18 protein-coding genes and 3 pseudogenes are annotated in these 24837 nt (G+C 57.1%); 4 read left to right on the forward strand and 17 right to left on the reverse strand.

Annotated elements, in window-relative coordinates; translation table 11 throughout:
- Positions 1–24: 24 nt before the first annotated feature.
- From dmeF to JIF53_RS01835, 4 genes are all read right to left on the reverse strand, one after another.
- Positions 25–834, reverse strand: a complete 810-nt coding sequence (gene dmeF, locus JIF53_RS01820) for a CDF family Co(II)/Ni(II) efflux transporter DmeF (protein ID WP_228285435.1) — start codon at positions 832–834, stop codon at positions 25–27.
- A gap of 254 nt (positions 835–1088) precedes the next feature.
- Positions 1089–2672, reverse strand: a complete 1584-nt coding sequence (locus tag JIF53_RS01825; RefSeq protein ID WP_008169995.1) for a BCCT family transporter — start codon at positions 2670–2672, stop codon at positions 1089–1091.
- Between the two features lie 229 nt (positions 2673–2901).
- Entirely contained in the window at positions 2902–3909 is a 1008-nt protein-coding gene (locus tag JIF53_RS01830) for a hydroxyacid dehydrogenase (RefSeq protein ID WP_091854530.1), read from the reverse strand.
- Between the two features lie 99 nt (positions 3910–4008).
- Positions 4009–6309 (reverse strand): copper-transporting P-type ATPase, encoded by a 2301-nt coding sequence (locus JIF53_RS01835; protein ID WP_228285438.1) that lies wholly within the window; start codon positions 6307–6309, stop codon positions 4009–4011.
- Between the two features lie 374 nt (positions 6310–6683).
- On the opposite strand from JIF53_RS01835, the gene JIF53_RS01840 reads away from it, so the two are divergent.
- Complete coding sequence (locus JIF53_RS01840) at positions 6684–7724, forward strand: type II glyceraldehyde-3-phosphate dehydrogenase (RefSeq protein WP_053114010.1); 1041 nt, start codon at positions 6684–6686, stop codon at positions 7722–7724.
- A 2-nt stretch (positions 7725–7726) separates the two neighbouring features.
- Positions 7727–8842: a phospholipase D-like domain-containing protein gene (locus JIF53_RS01845; protein WP_199451720.1), complete on the forward strand. Its 1116-nt coding sequence runs from the start codon at positions 7727–7729 to the stop codon at positions 8840–8842.
- Between the two features lie 111 nt (positions 8843–8953).
- Here JIF53_RS01845 and JIF53_RS01850 read toward each other — a convergent pair whose 3' ends face one another.
- The 5 genes from JIF53_RS01850 to JIF53_RS01870 form a co-directional block, all read right to left on the reverse strand.
- Positions 8954–9340: a DUF302 domain-containing protein gene (locus JIF53_RS01850; RefSeq protein ID WP_092033463.1), complete on the reverse strand. Its 387-nt coding sequence runs from the start codon at positions 9338–9340 to the stop codon at positions 8954–8956.
- A gap of 75 nt (positions 9341–9415) precedes the next feature.
- The gene (locus tag JIF53_RS01855; protein ID WP_199451721.1) at positions 9416–10825 is read right to left on the reverse strand and encodes a hypothetical protein; all 1410 of its coding nucleotides are present in this window, start codon (positions 10823–10825) and stop codon (positions 9416–9418) included.
- A 31-nt stretch (positions 10826–10856) separates the two neighbouring features.
- Positions 10857–11705 carry an outer membrane lipoprotein-sorting protein gene (locus JIF53_RS01860; RefSeq protein ID WP_199451722.1) on the reverse strand — a complete coding sequence of 283 codons (849 nt, stop codon included), beginning with the start codon at positions 11703–11705 and terminating at the stop codon, positions 10857–10859.
- Positions 11702–14164 (reverse strand): efflux RND transporter permease subunit, encoded by a 2463-nt coding sequence (locus JIF53_RS01865; protein ID WP_199451723.1) that lies wholly within the window; start codon positions 14162–14164, stop codon positions 11702–11704. The genes JIF53_RS01860 and JIF53_RS01865 overlap by 4 nt, the downstream gene beginning before the upstream one ends.
- A gap of 18 nt (positions 14165–14182) precedes the next feature.
- Positions 14183–14386 carry a DUF2892 domain-containing protein gene (locus JIF53_RS01870; protein WP_053113999.1) on the reverse strand — a complete coding sequence of 68 codons (204 nt, stop codon included), beginning with the start codon at positions 14384–14386 and terminating at the stop codon, positions 14183–14185.
- 138 nt (positions 14387–14524) lie between these two features.
- Between JIF53_RS01870 and JIF53_RS01875 the strand changes: the two genes are divergently transcribed.
- Entirely contained in the window at positions 14525–14890 is a 366-nt protein-coding gene (locus JIF53_RS01875; RefSeq protein WP_320108782.1) for a metalloregulator ArsR/SmtB family transcription factor, read from the forward strand.
- Between the two features lie 84 nt (positions 14891–14974).
- Here JIF53_RS01875 and JIF53_RS01880 read toward each other — a convergent pair whose 3' ends face one another.
- The 3 genes and pseudogenes from JIF53_RS01880 to JIF53_RS19735 all read right to left on the reverse strand — a co-directional run.
- A complete protein-coding gene (locus JIF53_RS01880; protein WP_199451724.1) occupies positions 14975–15643 on the reverse strand; it encodes a methyltransferase family protein in 669 nt (222 codons plus the stop codon).
- A gap of 141 nt (positions 15644–15784) precedes the next feature.
- Complete coding sequence (locus JIF53_RS01885) at positions 15785–18160, reverse strand: xylulose 5-phosphate 3-epimerase (protein ID WP_199451725.1); 2376 nt, start codon at positions 18158–18160, stop codon at positions 15785–15787.
- A 96-nt stretch (positions 18161–18256) separates the two neighbouring features.
- Positions 18257–18352 (reverse strand): annotated as a pseudogene (locus JIF53_RS19735) (ATPase); the annotation flags it as partial.
- Between the two features lie 192 nt (positions 18353–18544).
- Here JIF53_RS19735 and JIF53_RS01890 point away from each other — a divergent pair.
- Complete coding sequence (locus tag JIF53_RS01890) at positions 18545–19870, forward strand: IS1182 family transposase (RefSeq protein ID WP_053113971.1); 1326 nt, start codon at positions 18545–18547, stop codon at positions 19868–19870.
- Positions 19871–20058: 188 nt separating this feature from the next.
- Here JIF53_RS01890 and JIF53_RS01895 read toward each other — a convergent pair.
- The 5 genes and pseudogenes from JIF53_RS01895 to JIF53_RS19740 form a co-directional block, all read right to left on the reverse strand.
- A pseudogene (locus JIF53_RS01895) lies at positions 20059–20250 on the reverse strand (isoprenylcysteine carboxyl methyltransferase); the annotation flags it as partial.
- A gap of 79 nt (positions 20251–20329) precedes the next feature.
- On the reverse strand, positions 20330–22837 hold the full coding sequence (locus JIF53_RS01900) for a heavy metal translocating P-type ATPase (RefSeq protein WP_199451726.1): 2508 nt from the start codon (positions 22835–22837) through the stop codon (positions 20330–20332).
- The gene (locus tag JIF53_RS01905; RefSeq protein ID WP_068812734.1) at positions 22837–23064 is read right to left on the reverse strand and encodes a hypothetical protein; all 228 of its coding nucleotides are present in this window, start codon (positions 23062–23064) and stop codon (positions 22837–22839) included. The genes JIF53_RS01900 and JIF53_RS01905 overlap by 1 nt, the downstream gene beginning before the upstream one ends.
- 27 nt (positions 23065–23091) lie before the next feature.
- On the reverse strand, positions 23092–24447 hold the full coding sequence (locus JIF53_RS01910; RefSeq protein WP_199451727.1) for an APC family permease: 1356 nt from the start codon (positions 24445–24447) through the stop codon (positions 23092–23094).
- A gap of 23 nt (positions 24448–24470) precedes the next feature.
- Positions 24471–24755, reverse strand: a pseudogene (locus JIF53_RS19740) (hypothetical protein); the annotation flags it as partial.
- Between the last annotated feature and the right edge of the window lie 82 nt (positions 24756–24837).

The following is a 24837-nucleotide window of genomic DNA, read 5'->3' on the forward strand; positions in this document are numbered from 1 at the left end:
ACTCTCTAATTTGCGTTCTCTCCGTTAATCACAGCGAAGAGGTTCCACCGTCACGTGGACCAGGGACTGGCAGTGTGCCTGAATGCGCTCCTTATAAACTGCGGGCGACTCGGGCTGATGCGAGACGACTGAGACAATAGCCGCATGAATGTTTGGGCCTATCGCCCACACATGCAGATCACTGACTTTGGCATCGTCGTCTTCGACGGCCTGTCTGACGGTTTCCTCCATGTCCTGATGCTGCTCGTCGAGGAGGACCTTTGAGGTCTCTTTCAGCAGATGCCAGGACCAACGGGTTACCAGAATCGCACCGATAATCCCCATCATCGGGTCCATCCAGTTCCACCCGGCATATTTACCCGCCAGAAGGGCAACAATAGCAAGGACTGACGTCAGCGCATCCGCAAGTACATGAAGGTAGGCCGCACGGCGGTTGTGGTCATGGTGATGATGGTGGTGACCGTGATCATGGCCGTGACTGTGACCATGATCATGGCCTGCATCCCCCAGTATCCAGGCTGACACCCCGTTGACCACCAGGCCAATGATGGCCACAAAAATAGCCCCATCGAAAGAAATGGGGACGGGCTGAATAAAACGCCCGACGCTCTCGATGACCATGTAGAGCGCAAAGACAGCCAGCAGAATCGCGCCGGTAAAGCCGCCCAGCGCATTGACCTTCCCCGTCCCGAAAGAGAACCTGGCGCTGCCCGCGTTTTTCCTGGCATACGCATAGGCGAAGGCGGCAATACCCAGAGCCACCGCGTGCGAACCCATGTGCAGGCCATCAGCCAGCAAAGCCATTGAGCCATAAACGATCCCGGCCAGGATCAAAACCAGCTTTTGACCTATCCCCCCTGGGGGGATGGCATGAGAATGCTACTGTAGCCAGATGGCTTCAACAACCTTGACAGAGGGGGGCAGTGTCCAATTCGGCATACTCTCACCCTCCCCCCCATGAAGACGAGTAAACCAAGGTGCTATCGCTTTCCAACATGGCTTACGATCTGGAAGACCTCATCAGCCCTGCGCTCACGGGGCCAGGGGTCATGTCGCTGAACCTGGTTGTGAGCTTTTCAGGGGTGCAGTCATGCCTTATCCGATCCGGTCCATGGCTCAGCGGCCCGGTGTTGCTTACAACCCTCCCGGGGTGCCGTCAGCGGCTCATGATGCAGCGCCTTCAACAGGCCAGCTGTCATAGCAACGATAACCAGCGAGAATGGCAGGGCCGCGAGGATGACCGCATCCTGGAGGACGGCAATACCTCCCGCCACTAGCAATACCGCGGTCAATACTCCGTTGCCAATGGCCCAGCCTGCTCTCGACGCCTTGGGAGGCTCAAGCTGCCCTCCCGACAAAATGATATTGACGACCAATGCGCCCGAGTCAGCAGACGTTATAAAGTAGATGCTGATAAGGAGCGTTGCCACCAGACCCATCAAAAATTTAATTGAGTCAGTCGTCTGCAGGTGCTCAATGGTCGCGAAAAGTGCATAGGCGATGTCTTTATTGACCGCCTCAACAATTCCGCCACCCCCGAATAGCTCGCTGTGGAGTGCAGCGCCCCCCATCACCGAGATCCATACAAAAGTCACCAGCGTTGGTAAGAGAAGAACCCCGAAAACAAACTCTCTCAGGGTTCGGCCGCGGGATATCCGGGCGATAAACAACCCGACAAAAGGTGACCAGGCCAGCCACCAGCCCCAGAAAAACACCGTCCAGGTCGATTGCCAATTTCCCGGTTCATTGGCGCCAACATAGAATGTCATGATCAATAGACTATCCAGGTAACCGCCAATTTCCTGCACCAACAACCCTGCCATGTAATCAAAGGGGCCAATAATCATAAAGGCGGCGAGTAAAATCAGCGTTAGCCAAAGATTTACCTCACTCAATATTTTCACGCCCCGCCTGACCCCAGAAACCACCGAAATCGTCGCGATTACAGTAACCACGGCGACCACCGACAGCTCCACCCAAAGAGACGCCTCCACGGAGAAAAGCCACTTGAGCCCCGTGCCAGTCTGACGGGCTCCCAGCCCCAGCGTCGTCGCCAGACCAAATACAGTCGCAAAAACAGCGAGCGCGTCAACGACGTGCCCCCAAAAGCCAAAGATTCTTTCACCAATAAACGGGTACAGCGCTGATCGAGGCGCGAGCGGGAGATCATGGCGATAGCTGAAGTATCCGAATGCAATCGCGACCAACGCAAAAATAGCCCATCCGTTCAGCCCCCAGTGGAAAAACGACAATTGAATTGCAGTAGACGCAGCGGAGGGAGTAAAGCCCTCCGAAGTAAAAGGGTTACCCTGAAAGTGCATGATTGGCTCGGCGATGCTCCAGAACAGCAGCCCCACACCCGTGCCGGCCGCAAACAGCATCGCCAACCAGGGAAAAAGCCGGTATTCCGGTTGTTCGTAGTCTTTACCAAGGCGCACGTTCTTGTAACGCCCCAGCCCTAGCCAAATAACAAATGCCGTCAGAAACGCAACCAGTGCCACATACCACCAGCGCAGCAGACCATCCACGTACGAGGAAACATAATCAAGCGCATACGCAAACTCAGACTGCCAGATCAGCGCGCCAGCGAGGGTCAAACCAATGGCGCCAATGCTGAATAGTGACGGCAAGATGGGTTGTTGGAGATGGCTATTGCCTTTTTCGTTCCACATGATGATTAGCCTTTTATTATGTCCTGGTCTGCCAATAGCGATGCTCGTATAAATTACGAAAAATGCTGCAGTTATTATCTGAATTCACGACCCCAGGGGAGCGGTACCAAGGCTCATCCTCAGCATCTTCTTATTGCAGGTAACAACAAGAACCAATCCCGACAGCAGCACCAACAACACACCCCAGATCAAATAGGTATAGAGCATCGGCATAAAAAACCATCCTGGCTCAGTGTTTATTCACAAGATTGCGGGGGGCACCCTCGATGAAGCCAACAATGTTTTCGCCAGTGGTCTTGAGGATTCTTTCGACAGCCTCTTTCGTATTGAACGCACTGTGGGGGGTGACGATGACGTTTCTCATGTGCTGAAGAACATGGTTGGCAAACAGCGTTTCCAGATCATGTTCCTTGTCAAAAAAAGAGCGGATCAATTCCACCTCTTCCCTGATGGAGGGCTCATCCGGCAGTACATCAAGACCGGCAGCCGACACCTTCCCATCCGCCAGCGCGTGCAGCAAAGCCTGGGTATCAACAATGGAGCCGCGAGCGGTATTAATCAGGACAACCCCGCGCTTCATCCGGGCGAACTCCCTGTCCGACAGAAGATGCTTGGCCGATTTGCTGCCAGGAACGTGCAGCGTCACAACATCGGACTGCTCAAGAAGACCATCCAAATCGACGTAAGACACGTTATATCGGTCCGCGAATACGTAATCCGGCTTGGGATCGCAGGCAAGAACGTTCAGACGAAACCCTTGCGCGATTTCCACAACACGCTTACCGATAGCACCGGTACCGATCACTCCAAGGGTTTTGCCTTGCAGATCGAATCCCTGCAGGCCTTTCTGCGAAAAATCCCCCTTGCGAGTGCGATTGATCGCCTCTGGAATCTTGTGGCTAATGGCAAGGAGCAGCGCAAAAACATGCTCCGCAACAGTCTGGTCACCGTAGACGGGCACATTGCTGACTGGAATCGCATTTCTGGTGCAATACTCCAAATCGATATGGTCGTATCCCGTCGACCGGGTAGCGACAAATTTCAGATGCTCAAAGCACTCAAGTACCGAACGATCCAGGGCTGAATGAACGAAGGGTGAGATGATATCGGCGTCCCTGTATAACCCAACGTTGTCTATTCCGAGTTCCTCGTCCGTGAAGACAACCTCATGATTGCAGCAGGCATGCTGCAAAATATCGCACTCCCACTTCTCTGCCTCAAAGAACACAATTTTCATTAGCTTTCCCTGGCCAAACTCATTTTTACTCCGACCTCAGCACTGAGAGCCACAGGATAGGGCTACCAGTGAGAGGTCATCGATATGGTCGTTTCGCGCCTAGACTTTCTCTCGACGCAAACGCAGGGAGTTCATTACCACCGACAATGAGGACGCGCTCATTGCAAAAGCGGCAAAGATAGGTCCTATCAGGATGCCAAAGAATGGGTAGAGCACACCAGCAGCCACCGGCACACCCGCACCGTTGTAGACCAAGGCAAAAAACAGGTTCTGCTTGATATTTCGCATCGTCGCCTGGGACAACCGTCTGGCGCGGACAATGCCATCGAGGTTACCCTTAACCAAGGTAAAGCCCGCGCTCTCAATGGCGACATCCGCGCCGGTTCCCATTGCAATACCAACATCGGCCTGGGCCAGGGCGGGTGCGTCATTCACGCCGTCCCCCGCCATCGCTACCTTGCGCCCCTGGCTCTGAAGTTCGCGAATGATGCTGGCCTTGTCCTCTGGCAGCACATCGGCACGAATCTCATCGATACCGAGTTTACCCGCCACCGCCTTTGCCGTGCGCTCATTGTCGCCAGTTGCCATAATTATGCGGAAGCCAGCGGCGTGGAGGGCCTTGAGCGCAGCGGGTGTCGTTTCCTTGACCGGGTCGGCTACGCTGACAAGGCCTGCAACGGCGCCGTTAAGCACCACAAACATGACCGTTTCGCCTTCATCGCGTCTGCTATTGGCAACCTCCATCAGATGGCCACCGTCCAAGCCCAGCTCTTCCAGTAGTTTGGCATTGCCCAAAGCCACTGGTTTGCCATCCACAACGCCCTTAACACCCTTGCCAGTAACGGCTTCAAAGTCATCGGCCTTTCCAAGCATTACGTTACGTGCCTCGGCGCCGGAAACGATCGCTTCAGCTAGCGGATGTTCTGACCCTTTCTCCAGTGTGGCCGCAAGCCTGAGGACCTCGGTCTCGTCATGATCCGATTCCGGCAGCACCGCCACTAGTCTGGGCTTACCTTCGGTCAAGGTACCAGTTTTATCCACAATCAAGGTGTCCACCTTGGCGAAACGCTCCAGGGCTTCGGCGTTCTTGATCAGCACACCCAACTGGGCGCCTCGCCCTGTCGCCGTCATGATTGACATGGGCGTAGCCAACCCCAATGCGCAAGGGCAGGCAATGATAAGAACCGCTACCGCAGACACGAGCGCATACGACAAAGCTGGCGCCGGTCCCCAGATGGCCCACGCCACAAAGGACAGGGCGGCTATGGCAATAACCGCCGGTACGAACTTGCCGGCCACCATATCGGCAAACTTCTGGATAGGCGCGCGGCTACGCTGGGCGTTGGCAACCATTTCGACAATCTGACTGAGCGTAGTATCCGCACCAACCCGGGTCGCCTCCATAACCAGGCTTCCGGTACCGTTGATGGTGGCCCCGGTGACCTTGTCTCCTTCCACCTTCTCTACCGGAACTGGCTCCCCGGAAATCATCGACTCATCAATGGAAGAGCGACCTTCAACAACCACGCCGTCAACGGGCACCTTATCACCGGGCCGAACACGCAGGTGATCACCGACCTTCACATCCTCCAGAGCGACTTCTTCCTCGGTTCCATCGGGCCGGATCAGGCGCGCCGATTTCGCGGCCATGTCCAGCAACGCACGTATGGCTTTACCTGTGCCCTCACGGGCCCTCAGCTCCATCACCTGGCCCAGCAGAACCAGCGTGACGATAACGGCTGCCGCCTCAAAATAAACGCCGACGTTTCCTTCAGAATCCCGGAAGCCTTCCGGGAAGATCCCTGGCACAAGGACCGCTACGATGCTGAAGATATAGGCTGCCCCAACTCCCATGCCGATCAGGCTGAACATATTCAGGTTCATTGTCCGAAACGAGATGTAACCGCGAGCAAAGAAGGGCCAGCCGGACCATAGGATTACAGGAGTAGCAAGCACCAGTTCAATCCAGAGTGACAAACGCTCACCGAAGAAGTCGCGAACCGCCATGACACCGATATAGGGAGTCATGGTCAAAATCAGCAAGGGCACTGAAAATGCCAGGGCAACCCAGAGCCGATGAGAAAAGTCCACCAACTCCGGGTTGGGCCCCTCATCTTCCGCGGTGGCCGATTCCTGCTCCAGTCCCATACCGCACAGAGGACATGCCCCGGGCTTTGTCTGTCGGACTTGAGGGTGCATGGGACAAGTGTAAACCACCCCCGAATACCCGGGTGGTACACGGTCATATGTTCGATCGTCGCCTGACGGTTTTTCATGATCTCCAGAACAATGGTGAGAGTGATCTGAATGAGAACTCACTTTATTGTTTTCCAGAGGCACAAGGTGCATCCCGCATTTCGGGCAATTCCCAGGCTCATCAGATATGACCTCCGGATGCATCGGGCAGGTATACTGGCCCTCCGACTCCTTCCCAGCACTATCTTTGATAGCAGAACTATTTTCTTTGGCAGACATCTTCCGATCATCCTTTCGATGGTTTCATACCATTCGAGCCTCTCAAGGTTCGACCCGGTCATAAGCAATGTAGTTGCCCTCTACTGCACCCCATTCCACTACACCCGGCTGAACTGAACCTGAAAAGCACTTCTGCGCTTTGCATTTTTTTGATCACCATCAACTTTTCGGTAAAGCCATTGCCCTGAGGTACACGTCAAACCGGACTTTCAGCTGAAATTCAGTCTTTGTCTATAATCTGGTCACTTAAGCAACATAACAGTTCGCTCGCCCCTTTTCAGAAGCTGGAGATACAAAAGATGGTCGGTCAGAGAATTATTCGCGTCGCGGTCAACGGTTATGGCGTTATCGGCAAACGGGTAGCGCAAGCCGTTGCGGTACAAAAAGACATGGCTGTGGCTGGCGTAGCTGATGTCGCGCAGGACTGGCGAGTGAGGGCCGCGCTGAGTAGAGGGTATGCCCTGTACGGCGCGACTGAAGAGCACGCCGTTGCCATGGGCGCAGCCGGGCTTGATGTTTCCGGCACACTGGATGACTTACTTGAAGCCGCGGACATCGTGGTGGACTGTACACCGAAACACCTGGCCAGCAAGAATATCGAAACCTACCGGCGGCTCGGTATCAGGTTCATCGTTCATGGCGGCGAGAAACATCAAAGCACGGGCCATTCATTCGTTGCCGAGGCCAACTACGCCAGCGCTGTCGGCCGTGACTGCACACGCGTCGTATCGTGCAACACGACGTCGATCATTCGTACCCTGTCAGCGCTCAAACGCCACGGCTTGCTGGACCGGGCACGGGGAACCCTTCTGCGCCGGGCCACCGATCCCTGGGAGAGCCACCAGGGCGGGATCATGAATACCGTCGTGCCAGAGCCGGAGATTCCCAGTCACCAGGGCCCGGACGCCCAAAGTGTCGACCCGGACCTGGATGTGGTAACCATGGCGGTCAAGGTTCCGGAGACACTGGCCCACCTGCACTACTGGTCCGTTCAACTGACACGTGAGGCGAGCAAGGACGAAGTGCTCGATGCGTTCCGCACCTCCTCCCGCATTGTTTTCCTCCGGAACAGCGACGGGCTAAGCGCGATCAACAGCGTCAAGGAGTTGATGGCCGACCTTGGCCGACCTCACGACAGCCTGTATGAAGTCGCGCTTTGGGAAGACATGCTCAAAGTGCAGGGCAATGAGCTGTTTTATGCCTATATGGTCGACAACCAGGCGATTGTTGTTCCGGAAACCATCGATGCCATACGCGCACTGACCGGGGCCGAACCCGATGCGGAAACGTCGATCAGAGACACCAACGACAGCCTGGGTATCGGCTCTTTGGGGTTATAGATATGGACGGCAACCCCGGCGACGTCGCCTGTGAACCCGAGGGCGGGGCCGTGAAGGGTGTGTTCAGGCTGTTCGGTGAGGGAGACGAACTCTATGCGGAGATGATTCGCTCGGTCCGTGCTGCCACCCAGCGTATCTTTCTTGCTTCGTATATCCTCGCGGCGGACGAGGTGGGGACTGAACTGCTTGATGAACTGATGAAGCAGTCCCGCCACGGCCTCGACGTGCGCATTCACGTTGATGCGCTGGGCTCAAGCAGCGTTCTTACCCGAAAGCACCGACGCCAGCTCAGAGCCGCCGGCATCCGTCTACAGCGCTTTCACCGCTGGAGCTGGCGGCAACCGATGCGTTACAACCGTCGCGACCATCGCAAGCTGCTGGTCATTGACGGCAAAACAGCGTATCTCGGCGGCTTCAACATTCATCGCGAAGGCTCGAGGCGCTATTACGGCCCAAAGCGTTGGCGCGACGTGCATGTGTGCTTCGAGGGGCCTCTGGCGGCGGAGGCTGACGCTCTGTTTGACGCCTTCTGGTGCGGTCACCCTGACTGGAGCCCACAGAGTCATACCATCGGTGACAGCCGGATCACTCCCAATACCACACGCGCCTGCCGCATCCAGCTGCGGTGCTCCATCAAAGACCAACTGGCCGGAGCATCCGACAAAATCTGGCTGGCGACGCCCTATTTCGTACCGGACCGGGGATTACGCAAACAACTTGCTCTCGCGGCCCGCCGGGGAGTCGATGTGCGGATCCTGACCACCGAAAAGACCGACTCGACCCCCGCACAATGGGCTGCCCGCGCCATTTACGGGGAACTGCTGGAACACGGCGTTCGCATATTCGAGTACACACCCCGGCTATTGCATTCCAAAGTACTGCTCGTTGACGATGCCTGGGGCAGCATAGGGACCGCGAACTTCGACTACAGAAGTTTGTTTATTAACTATGAACTGACGCTGATTTCCACAAACGAAGCCTTGAATGGCCAGTTAAGAAACGAGTTCGTAACTGACTTGCAGGATGCCAGTGAAATCACTGGCATCGCCTGGAAACACCGCGGCTTCATGAAAGGCGTGTATGACACGCTTGGCCTGTTGCTACGCAAGTGGCTTTGACGTGGGCCGACTTAGATCGGGGCTCAACTTGCCTGGTATGCCGAACCAGGGGCCCAGCCACCCGGTGCGGCAATGATTAAGGACGCAGCGAGTGCTTTGGTGCGAGTCGAGTCATACCGCCTTGATAATCTCCGACAGCCTATCTCTCACCTCACCCGCAATATGCTTGAGTTGCTCATTATCGATCGCTGTCATGGATAACACGGGATCAACCGCACTGACTTCAACGCCCTCCGGGGTCTCGCGCAGGATGACATTGCACGGCAACATAGCGCCTACCCGGGGTTCCACGCCAATCGCTTCCCAGGCCATGGCCGGATTGCAGGCACCGAGAATTCGGTAGGCGGGCATGTCCTTGTCCAGTTTCTTTTTCATGGTGGCCTTGACGTCTATCTCCGTCAAAACCCCGAATCCCTGATCGGCCAGGGCCTTACGGGTTCGCTCATCCACGGTCTCGAAATCCACATTCTGAATTACGCGATTCATTGTGTAAGACATATACATCTCCTTTTCTTTGGGTAAACCGAGTAAGGCCTACAGTAGCCAGCCCTTCAATATCAACACCTAACCTTTTCAGAACCCATAGCGCACCCCCAGATACAGGTTATTGTTGTCCTGAAACTGACCGAAGAAGGTTTCCTCCCGGGCGCCGAAAAACAGGTTCCCGCCGGCTTCAACAGAGAGATGATCATCAACCTGATAGCCCACCCGGGGGCGCAGGTACGCGTCCCGGTCCGAGGGCGAGTAGAACAGGAACAACGACCACTCCAGATTCTGGCTGTGTGTCAGCCATGTCAGCCGCTGGGTGAGGACGTGGCGATTCTCGTCCCGCACCGGGGCACCAGGGGGCAAGGCCCGCCGGTAGGCCTCAAACTCGCCCATGCGCTCAAGGTAGTATTGCAGGCCCAGGGTCAGGTTACGGGCAATTTCCTGCTCATAGCCGAGCAGCAGGCGCAGCTCGCTGTTGCGCACCGTGGGATCGTCGCCATCGCGGTCGGCGCGGGAATCGTAATAGCCCAGCTCGACGTTGCCGATGCCGGCCCCCACCGGCCCGCGCAGGCTGGCGCCGAGCACCGACAGCGGAGGAAACCTGGCCCGACCGCTGGCCGGCTCGGCCCCGGCCGGGCTCTTCCAGAAGCCGTCGTAGCCGTAGAGCGCGACCTCGTAGGCGCCAAGGTTACGGTACAGCCGGGCGGCCCACTCGTCGTCTTCGAACGCGTCCGCCGGGCGGTCCGCCAGTACAACCGCATTGCGCCCGGTCAGCCGCCCTTGCCCTGTGTTGAAGAAAGAGAGACGGCGGCCGTCGATGAAGCGATCAGCGTCAAACCGGGGGGTGTAGACAAGGTCAAGATTGGCCCAGCTGGAAAAAGCCGAGACCTTCAGCGCGTCCGAGGGCGCCTTGAGGTACTCCACATCGCGGCCGATAAAAAACGAGACCCAGTCCTTGGGAAACAGATCGTTGATGAACACCAGGTCGCCGGTTCCCCAGGTTAGTATCTGGCGCCCCAGCTTGACATCGGTGTCCGCGCTCGGCGAAAACACCAGGCTGGCCTCACGCAGGTCGAACGCGCCCTCACCCGATTCCAGGTCCACCGACCGATCATCGTCCAGGTCGTCATAGAGAAAATCGCCGGTAAGGCGCAGCGTTACTCCCTTGAAATACTTCTCCGCCTCGAGCTGCAACCGGGTTTCGGCGATGGACAGATCGCGCTGGTGAGGATCATCGCCCAGCCGGGTTCCGCCGCGGGCCTCCCAGAAGCCGCGCAGACGAAATGGCAGCGCCGCCGAAGCCGGTCGGTCGGTGGTCTGTTCTGCTCCGGTCTCACCCCCGAGGCCCGCTGGCAGGGCCGGTTCTGCGGTATCACTGGCTGGCGCACCCAGCCCCTCCGGCAGCTCGGGCGCGGCCGCCCATAGCGCCCCGGGCGCCCCACCGAGAACGCTGCCCGCCAGCAACATACCCCAGAGCAGGCTTCTGGTGTTCATCCACGCCCTCCTGCTCTCAGTGCACCGGTGGTCACTGCAAGTACTCCTTTGGTGCCCGGCGCAGGTAGCGCTCCGAAAACACGTCTTCCGGCAGGCCCAGGTCATAGTCAATGCCAGTGTAGGTCAGCTCCGTGGTGCCGCCGCTGCGCAGGTTCTCCATCCTCGCCTTGACGACCGTGGGGTAACCCTGCACCTTCTCCACCGCCAGCGCGGTGTAACGCCGGTAGAGGTTGCCACTGTCGTCGACATACTCGGTGCGAACCGGCAGGAACGACTGCTTGTGGATATAGACATCGTAGTAGGCGAACTCAACCTCCCCGGGCCGCTTGGGTGTGTTGCGCACTACGTAGTAATTGTCTGTGGTCTCGATCAGCTCATGGCTGTCGGCATCAATACTGCGCCCGGAGATATCCTCGTAAAAGAAATCCGAGCCGACGAAGCTGGTGCGTTTGTCGGAAGCGGCAATTCGCTTAACCAGATCCAGCGCCGGCAGGTACAGCCAGCGGTCGTCGTCCCGGTCCTGGTGTTTCCAAACCAGCAACGTCATCTGGCTCACATCCGCCGGTCGTCGGAAATAGACATAGTACTTCTGCTCGCCGAGATAGGCGCTCCCCTCAATGGCATCTGTCTCCGGACCGTCTCTCCGCAAAATGGTGAGTTCGCGACTACGGGTACGCCCCTGGCTATCCGTGATGGTCATAGCGACCCTGGCGCGGCCATCACGCCCCTGAAAGTAGGAGACCATATTGGCACGGTTGACAATGCGCTCCACCGAGGGCGCAGCGCCGGCATCCTGGGCCAGGGCAATGGGCGTGATGCCCAGAGCGATCACCACCAGGGCCAGCTTTTGGAACAGGGTAACAGGCCAGTATCTACTCATTGCACGCCTTCCTCTTGGTTTTGCGGATTCGGGGCGGCCCTGCGGGCACCGGGAAACAGCCATCGTTGCAGCAGGGTTACCAGTGCCGGCAGGATCAGCAGTGTGCTCAGGCCGGCGGTCAACAGAATGGCCGCGATAAATACCCCCACCGTCTGGTAGGGCACGAGCGGCGCCGCCAGCAGCGGCAGGAAACCAACGCCAAGCACGATGGCGTTGCGGGTTATTGCTCGTGCAGGCTCACCGAACATCGGTGCCACCGAGCGACGCCAGGAGCCGGTCTCGGCCTGAGTGGCGCGGGTACGGGCCAGGAAGTGGATGGCGTAGTCCACGGCGAGCCCCAGACTCAGGGCGCTCAGCACGGCGACCGGCATATCGTAATTCTTGCCGACAATGCCGATCAGACCGTAGATGGCCCCGATGGTCACGGTCAGGGGGATCATGCACAGCAGGCCCCAGAGCAGAGAGCGGAACAATAGGGCCATCAACAGGAGCACAACAACGAAACTGCCGAACAGGGCCATGGCCATGCCGCTGACCATTTTTTCCTGCCAGACGACATTGATATAGTTCAGACCGAACCAGCGTGCCTGGAGCGATGCAGGCGGAGGGTTAGTTGCGATGAAGTCGTTGAGCGCCTCGACCACCCGGCTCATGTCCCGGTTGTCGCCGCTGGTGAGCTGAACCCAGATGCTGGCACGGCGGTAGTCGGGGGTAACGAAGTGCCAGAGGTCCTGGGGGCGGTGGCCATTCTGGTAGGTGAGCAGGGTCTGCGCAACCGCCGCCGGACTGTCCGGAATGCGAAAGGCTTCGTCATCGCCGCCCAGCAGTTCGCGGTGAACGGTTTTGACCAGATCGGCGACGGAGTTGGACTTGCCGACCACACCGGTCTCGCCCAGCCGCTGCTGCAGGCTGGCGATGTAGCGCAGGACTTCGGGGCGTTTGAAGATCTGGTTGTCCTGGGCCGCGTTATCCCCCTCCGGAACCAGTGCCAGATAGGCCATGTAGGTGCCGCCGAAATGTTCGTTGAGCACCCGGTCTGCCACCCGGATGGGGTGCTCGGGCTCGAACCACTTGACCGGGTTATCGTTGATGCGGATCTGGCTGATGCCATAACCGGCGGCCACCACCACGACCATGGTAACCACCAGCACCGCCCTGGCGTGGCTGACCACGCCCTCGCCGAGGCGACGCAGCCAGCGCCCCATGACCGTATCCTGGTCCGGGTCCCCGGCGGCGTGACCGAAGCCGGTGAGCCGCCGCTCCGGCATCAGCATGATGTAAGCCGGAATGAAGGTCACCGTGCACAACCAGGCCAGGAACACACCAATCGCGATAAAGATGCCGAACACCTGAACGGGCGGGATCGGGGTGAGTGCCAGTGAGGCAAACCCCGCCATCGTCGTCAGGGTGGTGAACAGCATCGGTTTGAACAGTATCCCCATAACCTCCCGGATGGCCCGGTGGCGGTCACGATGCAGGGGATAGCGGTCGAAGAATTCCGAGAGGATATGCACCGCGTCCAGCACCGCAATGGGCATGATGAATACGGGGATCATCGAGCTCATGATGTGGACGGTGCTGCCGCTGATCACCAGCAGCGCCATGGTGCTCGCGGCCGCCACCATGGCCACGATCATCGCCGAGGTAATGAGCCGGATGTGGCGGAAGAACCACCACATCGCCAGGAAGATGACCAGCATTGCCAGTGGCGCCGAGATCGCCATCTGATAGAACATCTGCACACCGAACGTGTCCTCCGCCACGGGCAGCCCGGTGATGTAGACCTGGTCGCCGGTATCTTCCCAACTAGCGACTTTGTCAAGCAGGGCTTCGCGGACCCGGTAACTCATGTCCTTGCTGGTCAGCGGCAGGTAAAGGGCGACTGCCTTACCATCGGCGCTGACCAGGGTATTGTCGAACAGCGGAATGCGTTGCGCCCGCTCAAGAATAGCGAGCGCCTGGTTGCGGGTATCCGGCGGCTCTGGCATGAGCCAGCTGAAACGAACCGAGCCGACCCCCTCTTGCTCAATGTTGTCGACCCGCGAGAGCGCGAGCATATCCTCCTCAACCACGCCCTCCTGCCGGCCCGGGTTGTCCGGATCGGGCCACCTGAGCGTACTGGCATACTCCGTCAGCTCATAGATGCGCCGCAGCGAGCCGACATTGAATACCCCGTCAGGGTTGCTTTCGTTGACCACACCCACCACGACCATGTCATAAAGCGAGAATTGCTCCTTCATGTCGTCGTGGAAAACGCGCACGGGTTCGTCGGAAGAGAGCATGTTCTCGGGGTCGGTATCGATGGTCAGCGGATTAAGCAGACCGAACCGCTCGGGCCAGACGCTTGGCAGCGCCGCCAGCGCCACCAGCGCCAGCGTGGCAACCACCATGGCCCAAACGGTCAGTCGAGGACGGTCAGTGGCGAACTGTAGCCACGAACTCTCGGTGTTTTCAGACATTTACAGTGCCTCCGTGCGTCAATCGAAGGCGGCACCGGGCTTCTTGCCCAAGGCCTTGAGGATCTTCGCCAGAGGGCAGAATCCGCTGAAGGCAGCCTGCAGCATGTTGGCGCCCACAAACGCGGTGAACCACAACCAGTAAGGTGAGTGGAGCTGGGAGAGAGCCAGACTTACAAGAATGAAAGATCCTGCGAAGGCGAGTACAAGGCGATCAATGGACATATCTCTCTCCTGTTATACTAACGCGCTCTAGATCCAACAGATTGCGCGCCCCGTCGAAATTACACGGTATTTGGGTTGTCTGCTTGGCGACTAACTATAAGGAAGCCGAAATTTGCCAGAGGACAAGCAACGCTTAACTTGTTGACCAAGTATGTTTCGGAAAAACTAACATATTCACGAATTCAGAGCTATGAATATATGAATGGCAACCAGATGTCAGAAGCGGCTGATCACGCTACTAACTTGTTAAAAGCACTCTCCGGAAAGAGCAGATTAATGATCCTCTGCCAACTAGTGGAAGGCGAGCGGGCGGTGAGCGAACTCGCCGATACACTGGATATGCGCCAAGCGGCTGTTTCCCAACAACTTGCTCTACTGCGCAAAGATGGCCTGGTCAATGTGCGCCGTGACGGACGAACCATGCGCTATTCTCTGGCGGGAGACAAAGCGCGCCGTATCATTGAGCTTCTATATGAACTGTTCTGCGATAACGAAACATTCTAGGGCCCGGAATTATCCATCGCAGGCTTACGGTAATATGGGGTGCATCTATCCATGTAGGCATGAGAATTCGCAGTAAGAAATACATCACGCTGCCTCATCATCGCTGCCGTTATGTGACGCAGCGGCGAGCTGACGCCACCGCCCCCAACGGGGGATGAACATTGGCACCTGCCGCTGGTAGGCACGGTACTCCTCACCAAACTCCTTGAGCACCTGCCGTTCCTCACGCCGAGCCAGCCATGTGTAGACAAGCACGATGGCCGGGAAAAGGCCGACCGAGAATAACGTTGGCCAATGCACCACCCCTTCTCCAAACAGAGCGATGAATAGCCCCGTATATTGCGGATGCCGCACATACGCATACAAGCCGTCTTTCACCAAACGGTTTTCACCTCGCGCCTTGTGGACCTGACGCCACCCCTGAATAAAGAGGCCGATCCCGGTGAACGCGAGCGCATAGCCGAGCAACATTGAGACCAACATCCCGGTTTCGCCCAGCCCTATCAGGGTCGACCACAGGCTGGCGCTGACATACTCACTGTCGAGGCCAAAAAAACGCACCAACAGATAAATAGTGAGCGGAAAACCGTACATTTCCGCATAAAGTGCAATGATGAAGGCCTGCACCACTCCGGCGCCGGCCCATTCCCGCCAGTTTTTCGGCGCGAAGTAACGGTAAAAGAACCAGGACACCAGAACGATAACGATCAGTGTGATGCCCCAGGCCCCAGCGTGATTGAACGATTCATTCATAGCATGATTGACCTGTATGTCGGGCGGCTAGCTGAATCGGTTGCCGCCCGGATTGTTTTAGTGTGAGAATCAGCACGGTGATCACCAACGCTTTACTTTTCCCCGTAAAGACTGTTGTAAATCGATCCTCGCGCTCCATCGCTACAATGTCGCCTTATCAGCGCCTGAGGAGCCACTTTTTGACAGGATCGCCTGCACTATCGAATGTGCATCACATTTGTTGGCCTGCAGCAGCCCCGATGTATCCAGGGTGCCACCATGGTTTTCATAACCAAACGCCAGCGTCCGGTCAGGTCCGAGATCGAGAGGACGGCAGATTCCCAGCAATGCCTCTGGGCGCATATGGCAGACGAACACTCTGAGTTTTGTATCGTGGGGAAACAGCTCGGCCCTGTAAGAAGTACCAGACTGATGTCCTGACTCGATTGGATCCCGGGGACTCCGGAATCGACCGGGCTCGAGAAGGCAGACCACACCACTCGAAAGCCCTCTCTGAGCCAGCGCTTCGGCAACCTCAAGGCAAACCCGGAGTTGATAGGCGCCGACAGCGATCAACTGCACATCACCGGCTTCACCAAGAGCGATGGCACCATCCCGGAGCAATTGCACAGCCTGACGGCCGTCAAAAACGGCAGGCAGTTTTGCCTTGGGAACCGTCATGGCCCAGAACTGCCCCTGGGTTCGAAAACACTCGTTAAGGCACGCCACAGCACTATTGCAGTCGGGAGGATAGACAACGCGGGCAGTGTCACTCATTTCTCCCATCAGGACTTCGCCGAAGGCCGGGTCCTGATGAGACTGCTCGTTCTTGCCGTTTTCCCAGAGGTGCGACGTCGCAATGACCGGCACGGATAACCATCGGGCGGGCCGACCGAGACTTTTCTGGTGTCGCGCAAAAATAATTTCCTGCCGAAGAGCGCCAATCATTTTCATGGCAAACGCTTCGTAGGACACCACCAGATTCATACCTCCCTTATTACCCAGAGCGGCGCTGACAACGGCCTCCTCATTCAGGGCTGTGATTACCGAGCCGTGAAGGGATTCCGCAAGGCCGGGCTCGGGCGTCAGGGTGCGATGCTTCAGAAGGTCAAGCGACTGGTTCATCTGATTACTACGCAATTCATCCGGGTTCCCCAGGCGAATACGAAGCGCCGGGTTGGCCTTTACAAGGGCAACAAACTGCCGATCAATCGCAACCATGGGCGACTCTGATACCGCCGTTTGCAACCAGACCGGTTCGGGTACAGTTTGCAGCTTGACGTCACGACAACTCAGCGGATGATCCTTTTCCGCAGGCCGATCGTCTGCCCGGTGAGTTGCCAGCACGTCGCGGGCGCCGTGAATCTCGATCTCGGGCACAAACAAACGGGCAATGGATTCGTTAAAGTGCCTGCGCGAGACCTCATCAAATCTCGGTATTGCCGGAAGCGGGGTACCATGCGCCGCGTTTGAACCAGCACCATAGAAACCATAGCCTTTGACCGTCTCGGCAATCAGATAGGGGAGCTTTACAGGGTACCTCATGTGGCCGGCGCTGACCTGTTCGCTGCACGCCTGAAGCCTCGATTCGGCCTCGAAGATGCCCCAGATAAAGGCCGCAGGATCGCGGCCATCAATGAGTATGGGGTAAAAGCCATTGAGTTCCAGGTGTTGCCGGAACCAGTCCGCCCCCCCTTGCAGAAAAATCGTTGAACGTTGATCGATGCGGCGGCCGTTGGCAATCATCACCGGGGTCACCAGGCCACAGTCCTCGGCTCGCCACCAGCGGCTTGCCCAGTCGCTGCCCCGCTGCTCCTCAAATGCCCCATCACTGAGAAACGCGACCAGACGCTCCCCCGGCAGCGGCATGTGGGTGTATTGCAGTTCAGCGAAGCCCAGATATCCGCCCTCGATCAGCCCGCCGGCAGTGTGGGGGTTGACGTGACTGCCCAGGGGAACCCCCGGTGTGCCATCCGGAGTGACGGCGTAGCTGTAAAAGTCACTCACCAGCCGGGACAGCCCCGCCTCGTCGAGCGTGTACCGAGCCTGCTGTTCTGGATGCAGATTGCCGAGCAGTATGTTGACGCTTTCGATAGCCGCCACACAGTGCCCCTGCCCCATCAGCCAGCTACGGGTCAGCCCCGCCAACGCGTTGGCGGCCGTGTAGCCAAGATAGGCAGGCACCATGTTCAGCGAACCACCGGTATGCCCCTGAGGATTTTCCTTGAAGTCATCCGCCGCCAGCGGCTGTCCGGACAGGTCCACTCTGCTGGCATAAGTCATGTGGGCTACCAGCCACATGGCCGCGTTGGTGAGGGTGTCTGCAGCCTCGAAAATAATCAGGGCATCGTCGAGCGAGTCATAACGCCCGGCACAAACGAGTTCCTGGCACAGGTCGAACACGCGCACCTGGGTCAAATCGGTATGTTCGATCACCCCGCGCCCTTTTGCCCAGTTGGCAAACTGGGGGTAACGCTGCCGGTATTGGGCAGCACGCTGCTGGATTCGATGTGAATCCTCAATGGAATAGCCGTTCATGATCTCTCCCTGATAACTCTACTGACGTTAATGGTGGCCTACTAGAAATCCTCGCCGTAAATATCCGGATTACCCCGGGTATTTGCCCGGTCTCACATCATTCTTAGTGGCGCAGTGGGACAGGCATCTTGCAAGATGAGCATGCAGGTCCCGTGTCCAGTTAATAAGTTCTCCGAAGGTTTTAATATCCATCTTCCCTTTCCCTTATGTTGTTTCGTTTTGCCAATTACGCCAGCAGACAGCCATTACCTACTACTAAAACTCATGAGCCTGAATTCATGCTGAAAAAATCCAACAAAAGATGAAAAAAGAGCCTCTCTATAATGAGGAATTGATACGCATCAAACTTTCCACTTTGGCAATTCTTCAGCACCGGAGAATCCGATGGGAACCACCTTCCGCCCCTATTCACCTGATCAGGAACTGCTTCTTCCCCCGAGCCTGAACGAGTGGCTGCCCGAAGGGCATCTGGCCTATTTCATCAGTGACGTGGTCGAGGAACTGGATCTGAGTGCCTTCTACGCCCGGTATGAAGGGAGCGGTCGGCGCAACTCGCCTTTCGATCCGCGGATGATGTTGAAGGTGTTGATCTATGCGTACGCGACCGGCGTGTTTTCATCACGAAAGATCGCCCGGAAGTTGGAAGAAGATGTCGCCCTTCGGGTCCTGGCGGCTGGCAATTTCCCCAGACACCGCACTATCTGCGATTTTCGCAAGCAACACCTGGCTGCGTTCAAGGCCGTATTTATTCAGGTGGTCCGGATCGCCCAGGAAGCGGAATTGGTTACTCTCGGTACGCTGGCGATTGATGGCACCAAGGTCCGGGCCAACGCCAGTAAGCACAAGGCCATGAGCTATGACCGCATGCGGGAGGAAGAAGCCCGTCTGTCAAAAGAGGTTGATGAGCTTTGTGGCCAGGCTCGCCGTGTGGATGAATCGGAAGACCAACAGTTTGGCCCGGATCAGCGGGGCGACGAGTTACCCGAAGAGCTTCAGCACCGTCAGGGGCGGCTGGACAAGATCCGGGCAGCGAAGGAGAAACTGGAAGCGGATCAAAAAACGCAAGATGAGGCCAAAGGCCGGCATCCAGACGATGATCGCCGCTCACCCAAGGGTGGCCGGAACTTCAAGAGAGATTATGGAGTTCCGGAGGACAAGGCTCAGAGTAACTTTACCGACCCCCAAAGCCGGATCATGAAAACGAATGATGGGTTCCAGCAATGCTATAACGGCCAACTGGCCGTGGATGGCGAGTTCCAGATCATCGTGGGCAACCGCCAGGGTAACAACCCCAGTGATAACGGCTGTCTGGTGCCGCTGCTGGGCGAGGTAAAAGAAACTCTGGGAAGTTACCCGGGCCAATGTCTGGCTGATGCGGGTTATCGCAAAGAGGAAGACTTGCAGGCATTGGAGACAAAAGGCATAGATGGCTACGTCTCGCTGCGCCGGGAAGGCAAAAAAACCGGAGATATAAACGCGAGCCGGTACCCGGCGACGGCCCGCATGGAGGAGAAGCTTACCACGGCGGAGGGGCGAGCAGTCTACGCTCAGCGCAAGCACATGGTTGAGGCGGTGAATGGCTGGATCAAGAATGTCCTGGGCTTCCGGCAGTTCGGCTTGCGGGGCCTTCAGGCGGTGCAGGGTGAATGGGATCTTGTCTGTCTGTCGCTCAATCTCAGGCGCATGAGTTCACTGATGAGGCTGGCATAAGTCGCTGAGGCAGCCTTTGGCTCACGGTAGGTACAGCTGGGGCCCTGCGATGCCCCTTTTAACCGGTTAACTGGCTGGATCGAAAGCGATGATGGAGCCGATCCGATATCGCGAACACTCCTTCCGGCCAGACAATGATCCGGTCTGGCGGAAACGAGGGCTCAAAACGTTTCTGCCGCGCAGACTCCTAGCAGGTAAATGGTGAGCGGGAAGCCGTACATCTCGGCATACAGAGCGATGATAAAGGCCTGTACCACCCCGGCGCCCGCCCACTCGCGCCAACTTCTAGGTGCAAAATAACGATAGAAAAACCAGGATACCAGCACGATAAAAATAATCGCGATACCCCAAGCCCCTCCGTGACTGATCGACTGGTCCATCACTGACATTCCAAGCCATTGCAAAGGCCAGCCGGCGGACTCCCTACCGGCCAGGCCGTTTTTCTAGGGCTCATCCGGCCTACCGGTGATCCTTCTCGTAACGCCGACGCAGTAACATTGAGTTACCAATGACCGAGAGCGAGCTGACAGTCATCGCCACTACACCAATCATCGGGTGCAGCAGCCCCGCCGCAGCTATAGGAATAGCCGCAGCGTTGTATCCACTGGCCCATAGGAGGTTCTCAACGATCTTTTTGAAGGTCGCACGTGACAGCACCATGGCGTCAACAACACCAGATAATTCGCCACGGACCAGGGTAACGTCAGCAGCTTCGATAGCCACATCCGCACCAGCGCCTATGGCAATGCCTACGTTAGCCTGTTTGAGTGCCGGGGCGTCGTTAATGCCATCACCCACCATGGCAACATGATTGCCGTACTTTTCCTGCAGTTCCCGAATGGCATCCACCTTGCCTTCCGGCAACACCCCGGCGCGAACCTCGTCAATGCCCACTTCACGGGCAACGGCGTTGGCTGCACGCTCGTTGTCACCAGTAATCATCACAACATACAGTCCTTGCTCGTGCATGGCCCGAATGGCGGCCACCGATTCGTCCTTGAGCGTGTCGGCTACCGCGACAATGCCGTAGGCCTCGCCATCACGGGCAACAATAACGGCGGTTCTGCCCTGATCCTCAAGGTCGGAAAGACTCTTGTCCAAGGCATCCAGCCCATTAACGCCCTGCTCTTCCAGCAGGAGGCGGTTACCAATCAGCACGGTGCTCTCACCGACCCTTCCCGAAACACCTCTGGCGCCGGTGGAGCGGAAATCAACAACGTTCCCGGGTTTGATACCACGTTCCCGGGCACCGTCCACAATGGCACGGGCGATGGGATGCTCAGACGCATTTTCTACCGCGGTGGCAAGCTCCAGCAGCTCGGTCTCCGAAACGCCGGCGGCGGGTACTACATCGGTAAGCTTCGGCTCACCCCTGGTAATGGTGCCTGTTTTATCGAGGACCATTACCTTGACGTCCTTGAAGGTCTGAATGGCCTCTCCAGAGCGAATCAGGATGCCCCGCTCGGCGCCGACGCCCGAACCCACCATCAGCGCAGTCGGCGTTGCCAACCCCAATGCACAGGGGCAGGCAATTACCAGCACAGCAATAGCCGCCAGGATAGCCAGCACCGGCGTGGCCGCCGTCGGGTCCACCCACGGCAGGAAAGCGGCGCCCCATTCAAGGATTGGTCGGAGTGTATCGACTGCAAACAGCCAGACCACAAGACTGCCCAGGGCAATAACAAGAACCAGCGGCACGAAGCGACCGGTCATGCGGTCAGCAAACTCCTGGATTGGCACCCTGGAGCCCTGAGCCTCGTCGATCAGTTTCACCACCTGGGCCAGGAAGGTATCACCACCAACACGGGTAGCCTTGACTCTCAGGCGACCTTCCTTGTTGATGGTGGCACCAATAACCGTGTCTCCCGTGCTTTTGTATACCGGGACAGACTCGCCAGTGGCAATGGATTCATCCAGATGACTCTCACCATCCACCACTTCACCATCAGTGGGCACCTTGTCACCGGGCCGGACAATCATGATGTCGCCTGGAGCCAAATCCTTCACGGGAATTTCGACCTCTTCCCCTTCCCGTTCCACGCGCGCGGTCTTAGCGCCGAGGGTGAGCAATTTCCGGATGGCCTCCGAGGCCTTGCCCTTGGCTTTTGCTTCCAGGTACCGACCAAGCATATGGAAGGTCATGATGGTAACGGCCATTTCGATGAAAGAGGTCATCGGATAGACAAAGCCCACCAGACCAATCAGGTAGGGGGGAAGGCTGCCCATGGAAATGAGCACATCCATGTTGAAGGTGCCATTCTTCAGTGAACGCCAGGAAGCCTTGTGGGTAGCGGCACCGCCATAAAGAAACACTACCGGGAAGCCGAGCACTGCAATAATAGCCAGATACCCCGGAATGGGCTGCCAGAACATATGAAACATCATCAACACCATGATCAGTGTTGTCGGTACCGCAGCGATCCAGAACCTGCGTAATGCAAGCTTCAGATAGGCCTCTTCAACGGCCGAGTCCTCCTCCTGACTGGCATCTCCCTCAAGAGCGACAGCAGCAACATCATATCCGGCGCCCTCTATCAGCTCTTTCAGCTCATTTTCTGTCGGCCCATCCGAGCCGACCACCACGCTCACTGTGTGATTGGCTATGTTGGTTGACGTCGTCTGCACGCCGTCGTGTCGCGCAAGGGTACTCTTGATAATACCCGCACAATGGTCGGACCCCATTCCGGGTACCGTGACCCTGAAAGTCCTGCCACCCACTTCCCTCACGGAGGCCACATCGTAACCGGCACCCTCCACAGCGTGTTTTAAGGCTTCCCCGTCAGGCCCCGACGCAAGGGAGCGAACACTCACCTTATGTTTGGCAATGTTAGTCTCTATCTGGTCGATTCCGTCCAAGCGGCCAATCGTTTTGTTGATAATGCCGGCGCAGTGGTCTGACCCCATTCCCGGCACAATCAGCTCAAGGTCCCTTTGCCTTTGCGGTGCCTGTGTTTTCGTACTGTTCATCAAGATCTCCCGTCATTGTTTCTGTTGCTTGGCCAGTCACTGAACGCAATGAAATAAAGTAATACGAGATTGACGATGGGAATCAGTATCAGGATGCCCATCCAGCCCGGATACCCGGTACGCTGGCAAATACGCCAGGCCGGAATCACAACTACAATGGCAATCACCAGCATCCACAGCCAGTGCCCTGCCCACATGGTGTTGCCAAACATATTACCTTCCATCATAGCACTGCCCTCCACGTCGAATGCCGGTTAATGGTGATCATGAGCATGAGATTCCTCATCTCCCGATTGCCGGGAATTCTCGGACTTTTTCAAAAAAATCTGCTCTGCCACTGCAATAACGATCATGGTGGCCACCGCAACACCGATGACAAACGGGTCCGTATTCAGCTTGACCCACACAAAGCCCCCAAGAACGAGCAAATCCAGCAAAATGGCCATGACTGGCACCCAGGCGCTGGCCTTCACGTCTTCGCGTAGATAGCGAAGTACACCCCAATGGATGGCAATATCCATGATCAGGTAGAACACGATCCCCAGTGCTGCAATTCGGGAGAGGTCGAAGAAGGCCGTAAGGATCAGCCCCAGGACCACGGTGTAGACCAGGGTGTGCTTCTGGATGCTGCCAGGCATGCCGAAATGCCGGTGGGGGACCAGCTTCATCTCCGTCAGCATGGCCAGCATGCGTGAGACCGCAAAAATGCTGGCCAGAATGCCTCCGGCAGTAGCCATCATGGCAATGGCAACGGTGAACCACACGGCGTACTCCCCCAGTGCCGGGCGGGCGGCGGCGGCAAGGGAGTAGTCCTGTGTCTCGATAATCTCGGCCAGGGACAAGTTGCTGGCAACAGCAAAACCAACCAACGTATAGATCACCACGCAGGCTGCAATGGAAATAATGATCGCCCGTCCTACGTTCCGCTTGGGGTCTATTACTTCGGAGCCGCTGTTGGTAATGGTGGTGAAGCCCTTGAAAGCTAGAATTCCGAGCGCGGTTGCTCCAAGGAAGTTGCCCACAGTTCCGGCCTCTCCGGGATTCGAGAAGTCAACCGATATGGAGTCGGCGACCCATACCCCCACCAACCCGAAAATCAGTATGCCGCCGATTTTCAGGACGCCGATAAAGGAAGCCACACCCTGAATCATCCGGTTACCCAGCAGATTTATGAGAAACGCTGCCAGGATCAGTGACACCCCGAGAATGGGCACCATTCGCCCGCTTTCGTCGCCACCGAAGAGCTGCATGGTGTAGGAGCCGAACGTGCGGGCCAGAAAACTCTGGGCGATCACCATGGAAAAGTACATCAGCAAGGCGTTAAATGCGGTCGGCAGCCGGTTTCCGTAGGCCTTGTGTAAGTACATGCCGATACCGCCCGCAGACGGGTACGCATCGGAAATTTTGATGTAGGAATAAGCACTGAAGCTGACGATCACGGCGGCCGCCAGAAACGCCAGGGGGAACAGAACGCCCGTCATCTGTGCCATCTGTCCGGTCAACGCAAAAATACCAGCGCCTATCATGACGCCGGTACCCAGCATGACGGTTCCTGGCAGGGTGAGACTGCCTTCCTGATAGCGAGTGGTTCTGTCTTGCTCCCTGCTCATTCAACCTCCGGTTATTGTCGTTTCTATTTACGCTTCATAGGTGGGATTTTGGAACAGCAAAACGGATCATGTTTTGCGTTGGCCCGAACATTGTCGTCTGTAAACCGACACCACGCCAGTTTCCGCTGGGTCCACCACCCGGCCTGCAACCCGCCTCCGTGGGTTTTGATCAGTTCCATTAACTCGTCAAGAGACCAATGGGTTCCATCGTAGACGACATGCAGCTGGTTGTTCGGTTTGCGCTCGGCAAAATCAACACAGGGATGATGGTTGAGTTCATGGATGAAATCGCCCCACTGACTCTCGCCAAATCACTCACCATTTTGGCACGTAGATGCCGGTGAGGTGAGGAGGAGTCCATCCCATTGATTCAGGTTACTGATGAAAATG

Origin of the sequence: Marinobacter sp. bablab_jr008 (assembly GCF_016464145.1) — a bacterium.
GTDB lineage: Bacteria > Pseudomonadota > Gammaproteobacteria > Pseudomonadales > Oleiphilaceae > Marinobacter > Marinobacter nauticus.

Coding starts and splice junctions, on each gene's coding strand:
- JIF53_RS01910 (WP_199451727.1), bottom strand. CDS start 24,447: ATGAGCAGGGAGCAAGACAGAACCACTCGCTATCAGGAAGGCAGTCTC.
- JIF53_RS01870 (WP_053113999.1), bottom strand. CDS start 14,386: ATGTCCATTGATCGCCTTGTACTCGCCTTCGCAGGATCTTTCATTCTT.
- JIF53_RS01885 (WP_199451725.1), bottom strand. CDS start 18,160: ATGAACGGCTATTCCATTGAGGATTCACATCGAATCCAGCAGCGTGCT.
- JIF53_RS01850 (WP_092033463.1), bottom strand. CDS start 9,340: ATGTCTTACACAATGAATCGCGTAATTCAGAATGTGGATTTCGAGACC.
- JIF53_RS01835 (WP_228285438.1), bottom strand. CDS start 6,309: ATGCATCCGGAGGTCATATCTGATGAGCCTGGGAATTGCCCGAAATGC.
- JIF53_RS01860 (WP_199451722.1), bottom strand. CDS start 11,705: ATGAGTAGATACTGGCCTGTTACCCTGTTCCAAAAGCTGGCCCTGGTG.
- JIF53_RS01840 (WP_053114010.1), top strand. CDS start 6,684: ATGGTCGGTCAGAGAATTATTCGCGTCGCGGTCAACGGTTATGGCGTT.
- JIF53_RS01845 (WP_199451720.1), top strand. CDS start 7,727: ATGGACGGCAACCCCGGCGACGTCGCCTGTGAACCCGAGGGCGGGGCC.
- JIF53_RS01865 (WP_199451723.1), bottom strand. CDS start 14,164: ATGTCTGAAAACACCGAGAGTTCGTGGCTACAGTTCGCCACTGACCGT.
- JIF53_RS01880 (WP_199451724.1), bottom strand. CDS start 15,643: ATGAATGAATCGTTCAATCACGCTGGGGCCTGGGGCATCACACTGATC.
- JIF53_RS01900 (WP_199451726.1), bottom strand. CDS start 22,837: ATGAACAGTACGAAAACACAGGCACCGCAAAGGCAAAGGGACCTTGAG.
- JIF53_RS01825 (WP_008169995.1), bottom strand. CDS start 2,672: ATGTGGAACGAAAAAGGCAATAGCCATCTCCAACAACCCATCTTGCCG.
- JIF53_RS01905 (WP_068812734.1), bottom strand. CDS start 23,064: ATGATGGAAGGTAATATGTTTGGCAACACCATGTGGGCAGGGCACTGG.
- JIF53_RS01855 (WP_199451721.1), bottom strand. CDS start 10,825: ATGAACACCAGAAGCCTGCTCTGGGGTATGTTGCTGGCGGGCAGCGTT.
- JIF53_RS01830 (WP_091854530.1), bottom strand. CDS start 3,909: ATGAAAATTGTGTTCTTTGAGGCAGAGAAGTGGGAGTGCGATATTTTG.
- JIF53_RS01890 (WP_053113971.1), top strand. CDS start 18,545: ATGGGAACCACCTTCCGCCCCTATTCACCTGATCAGGAACTGCTTCTT.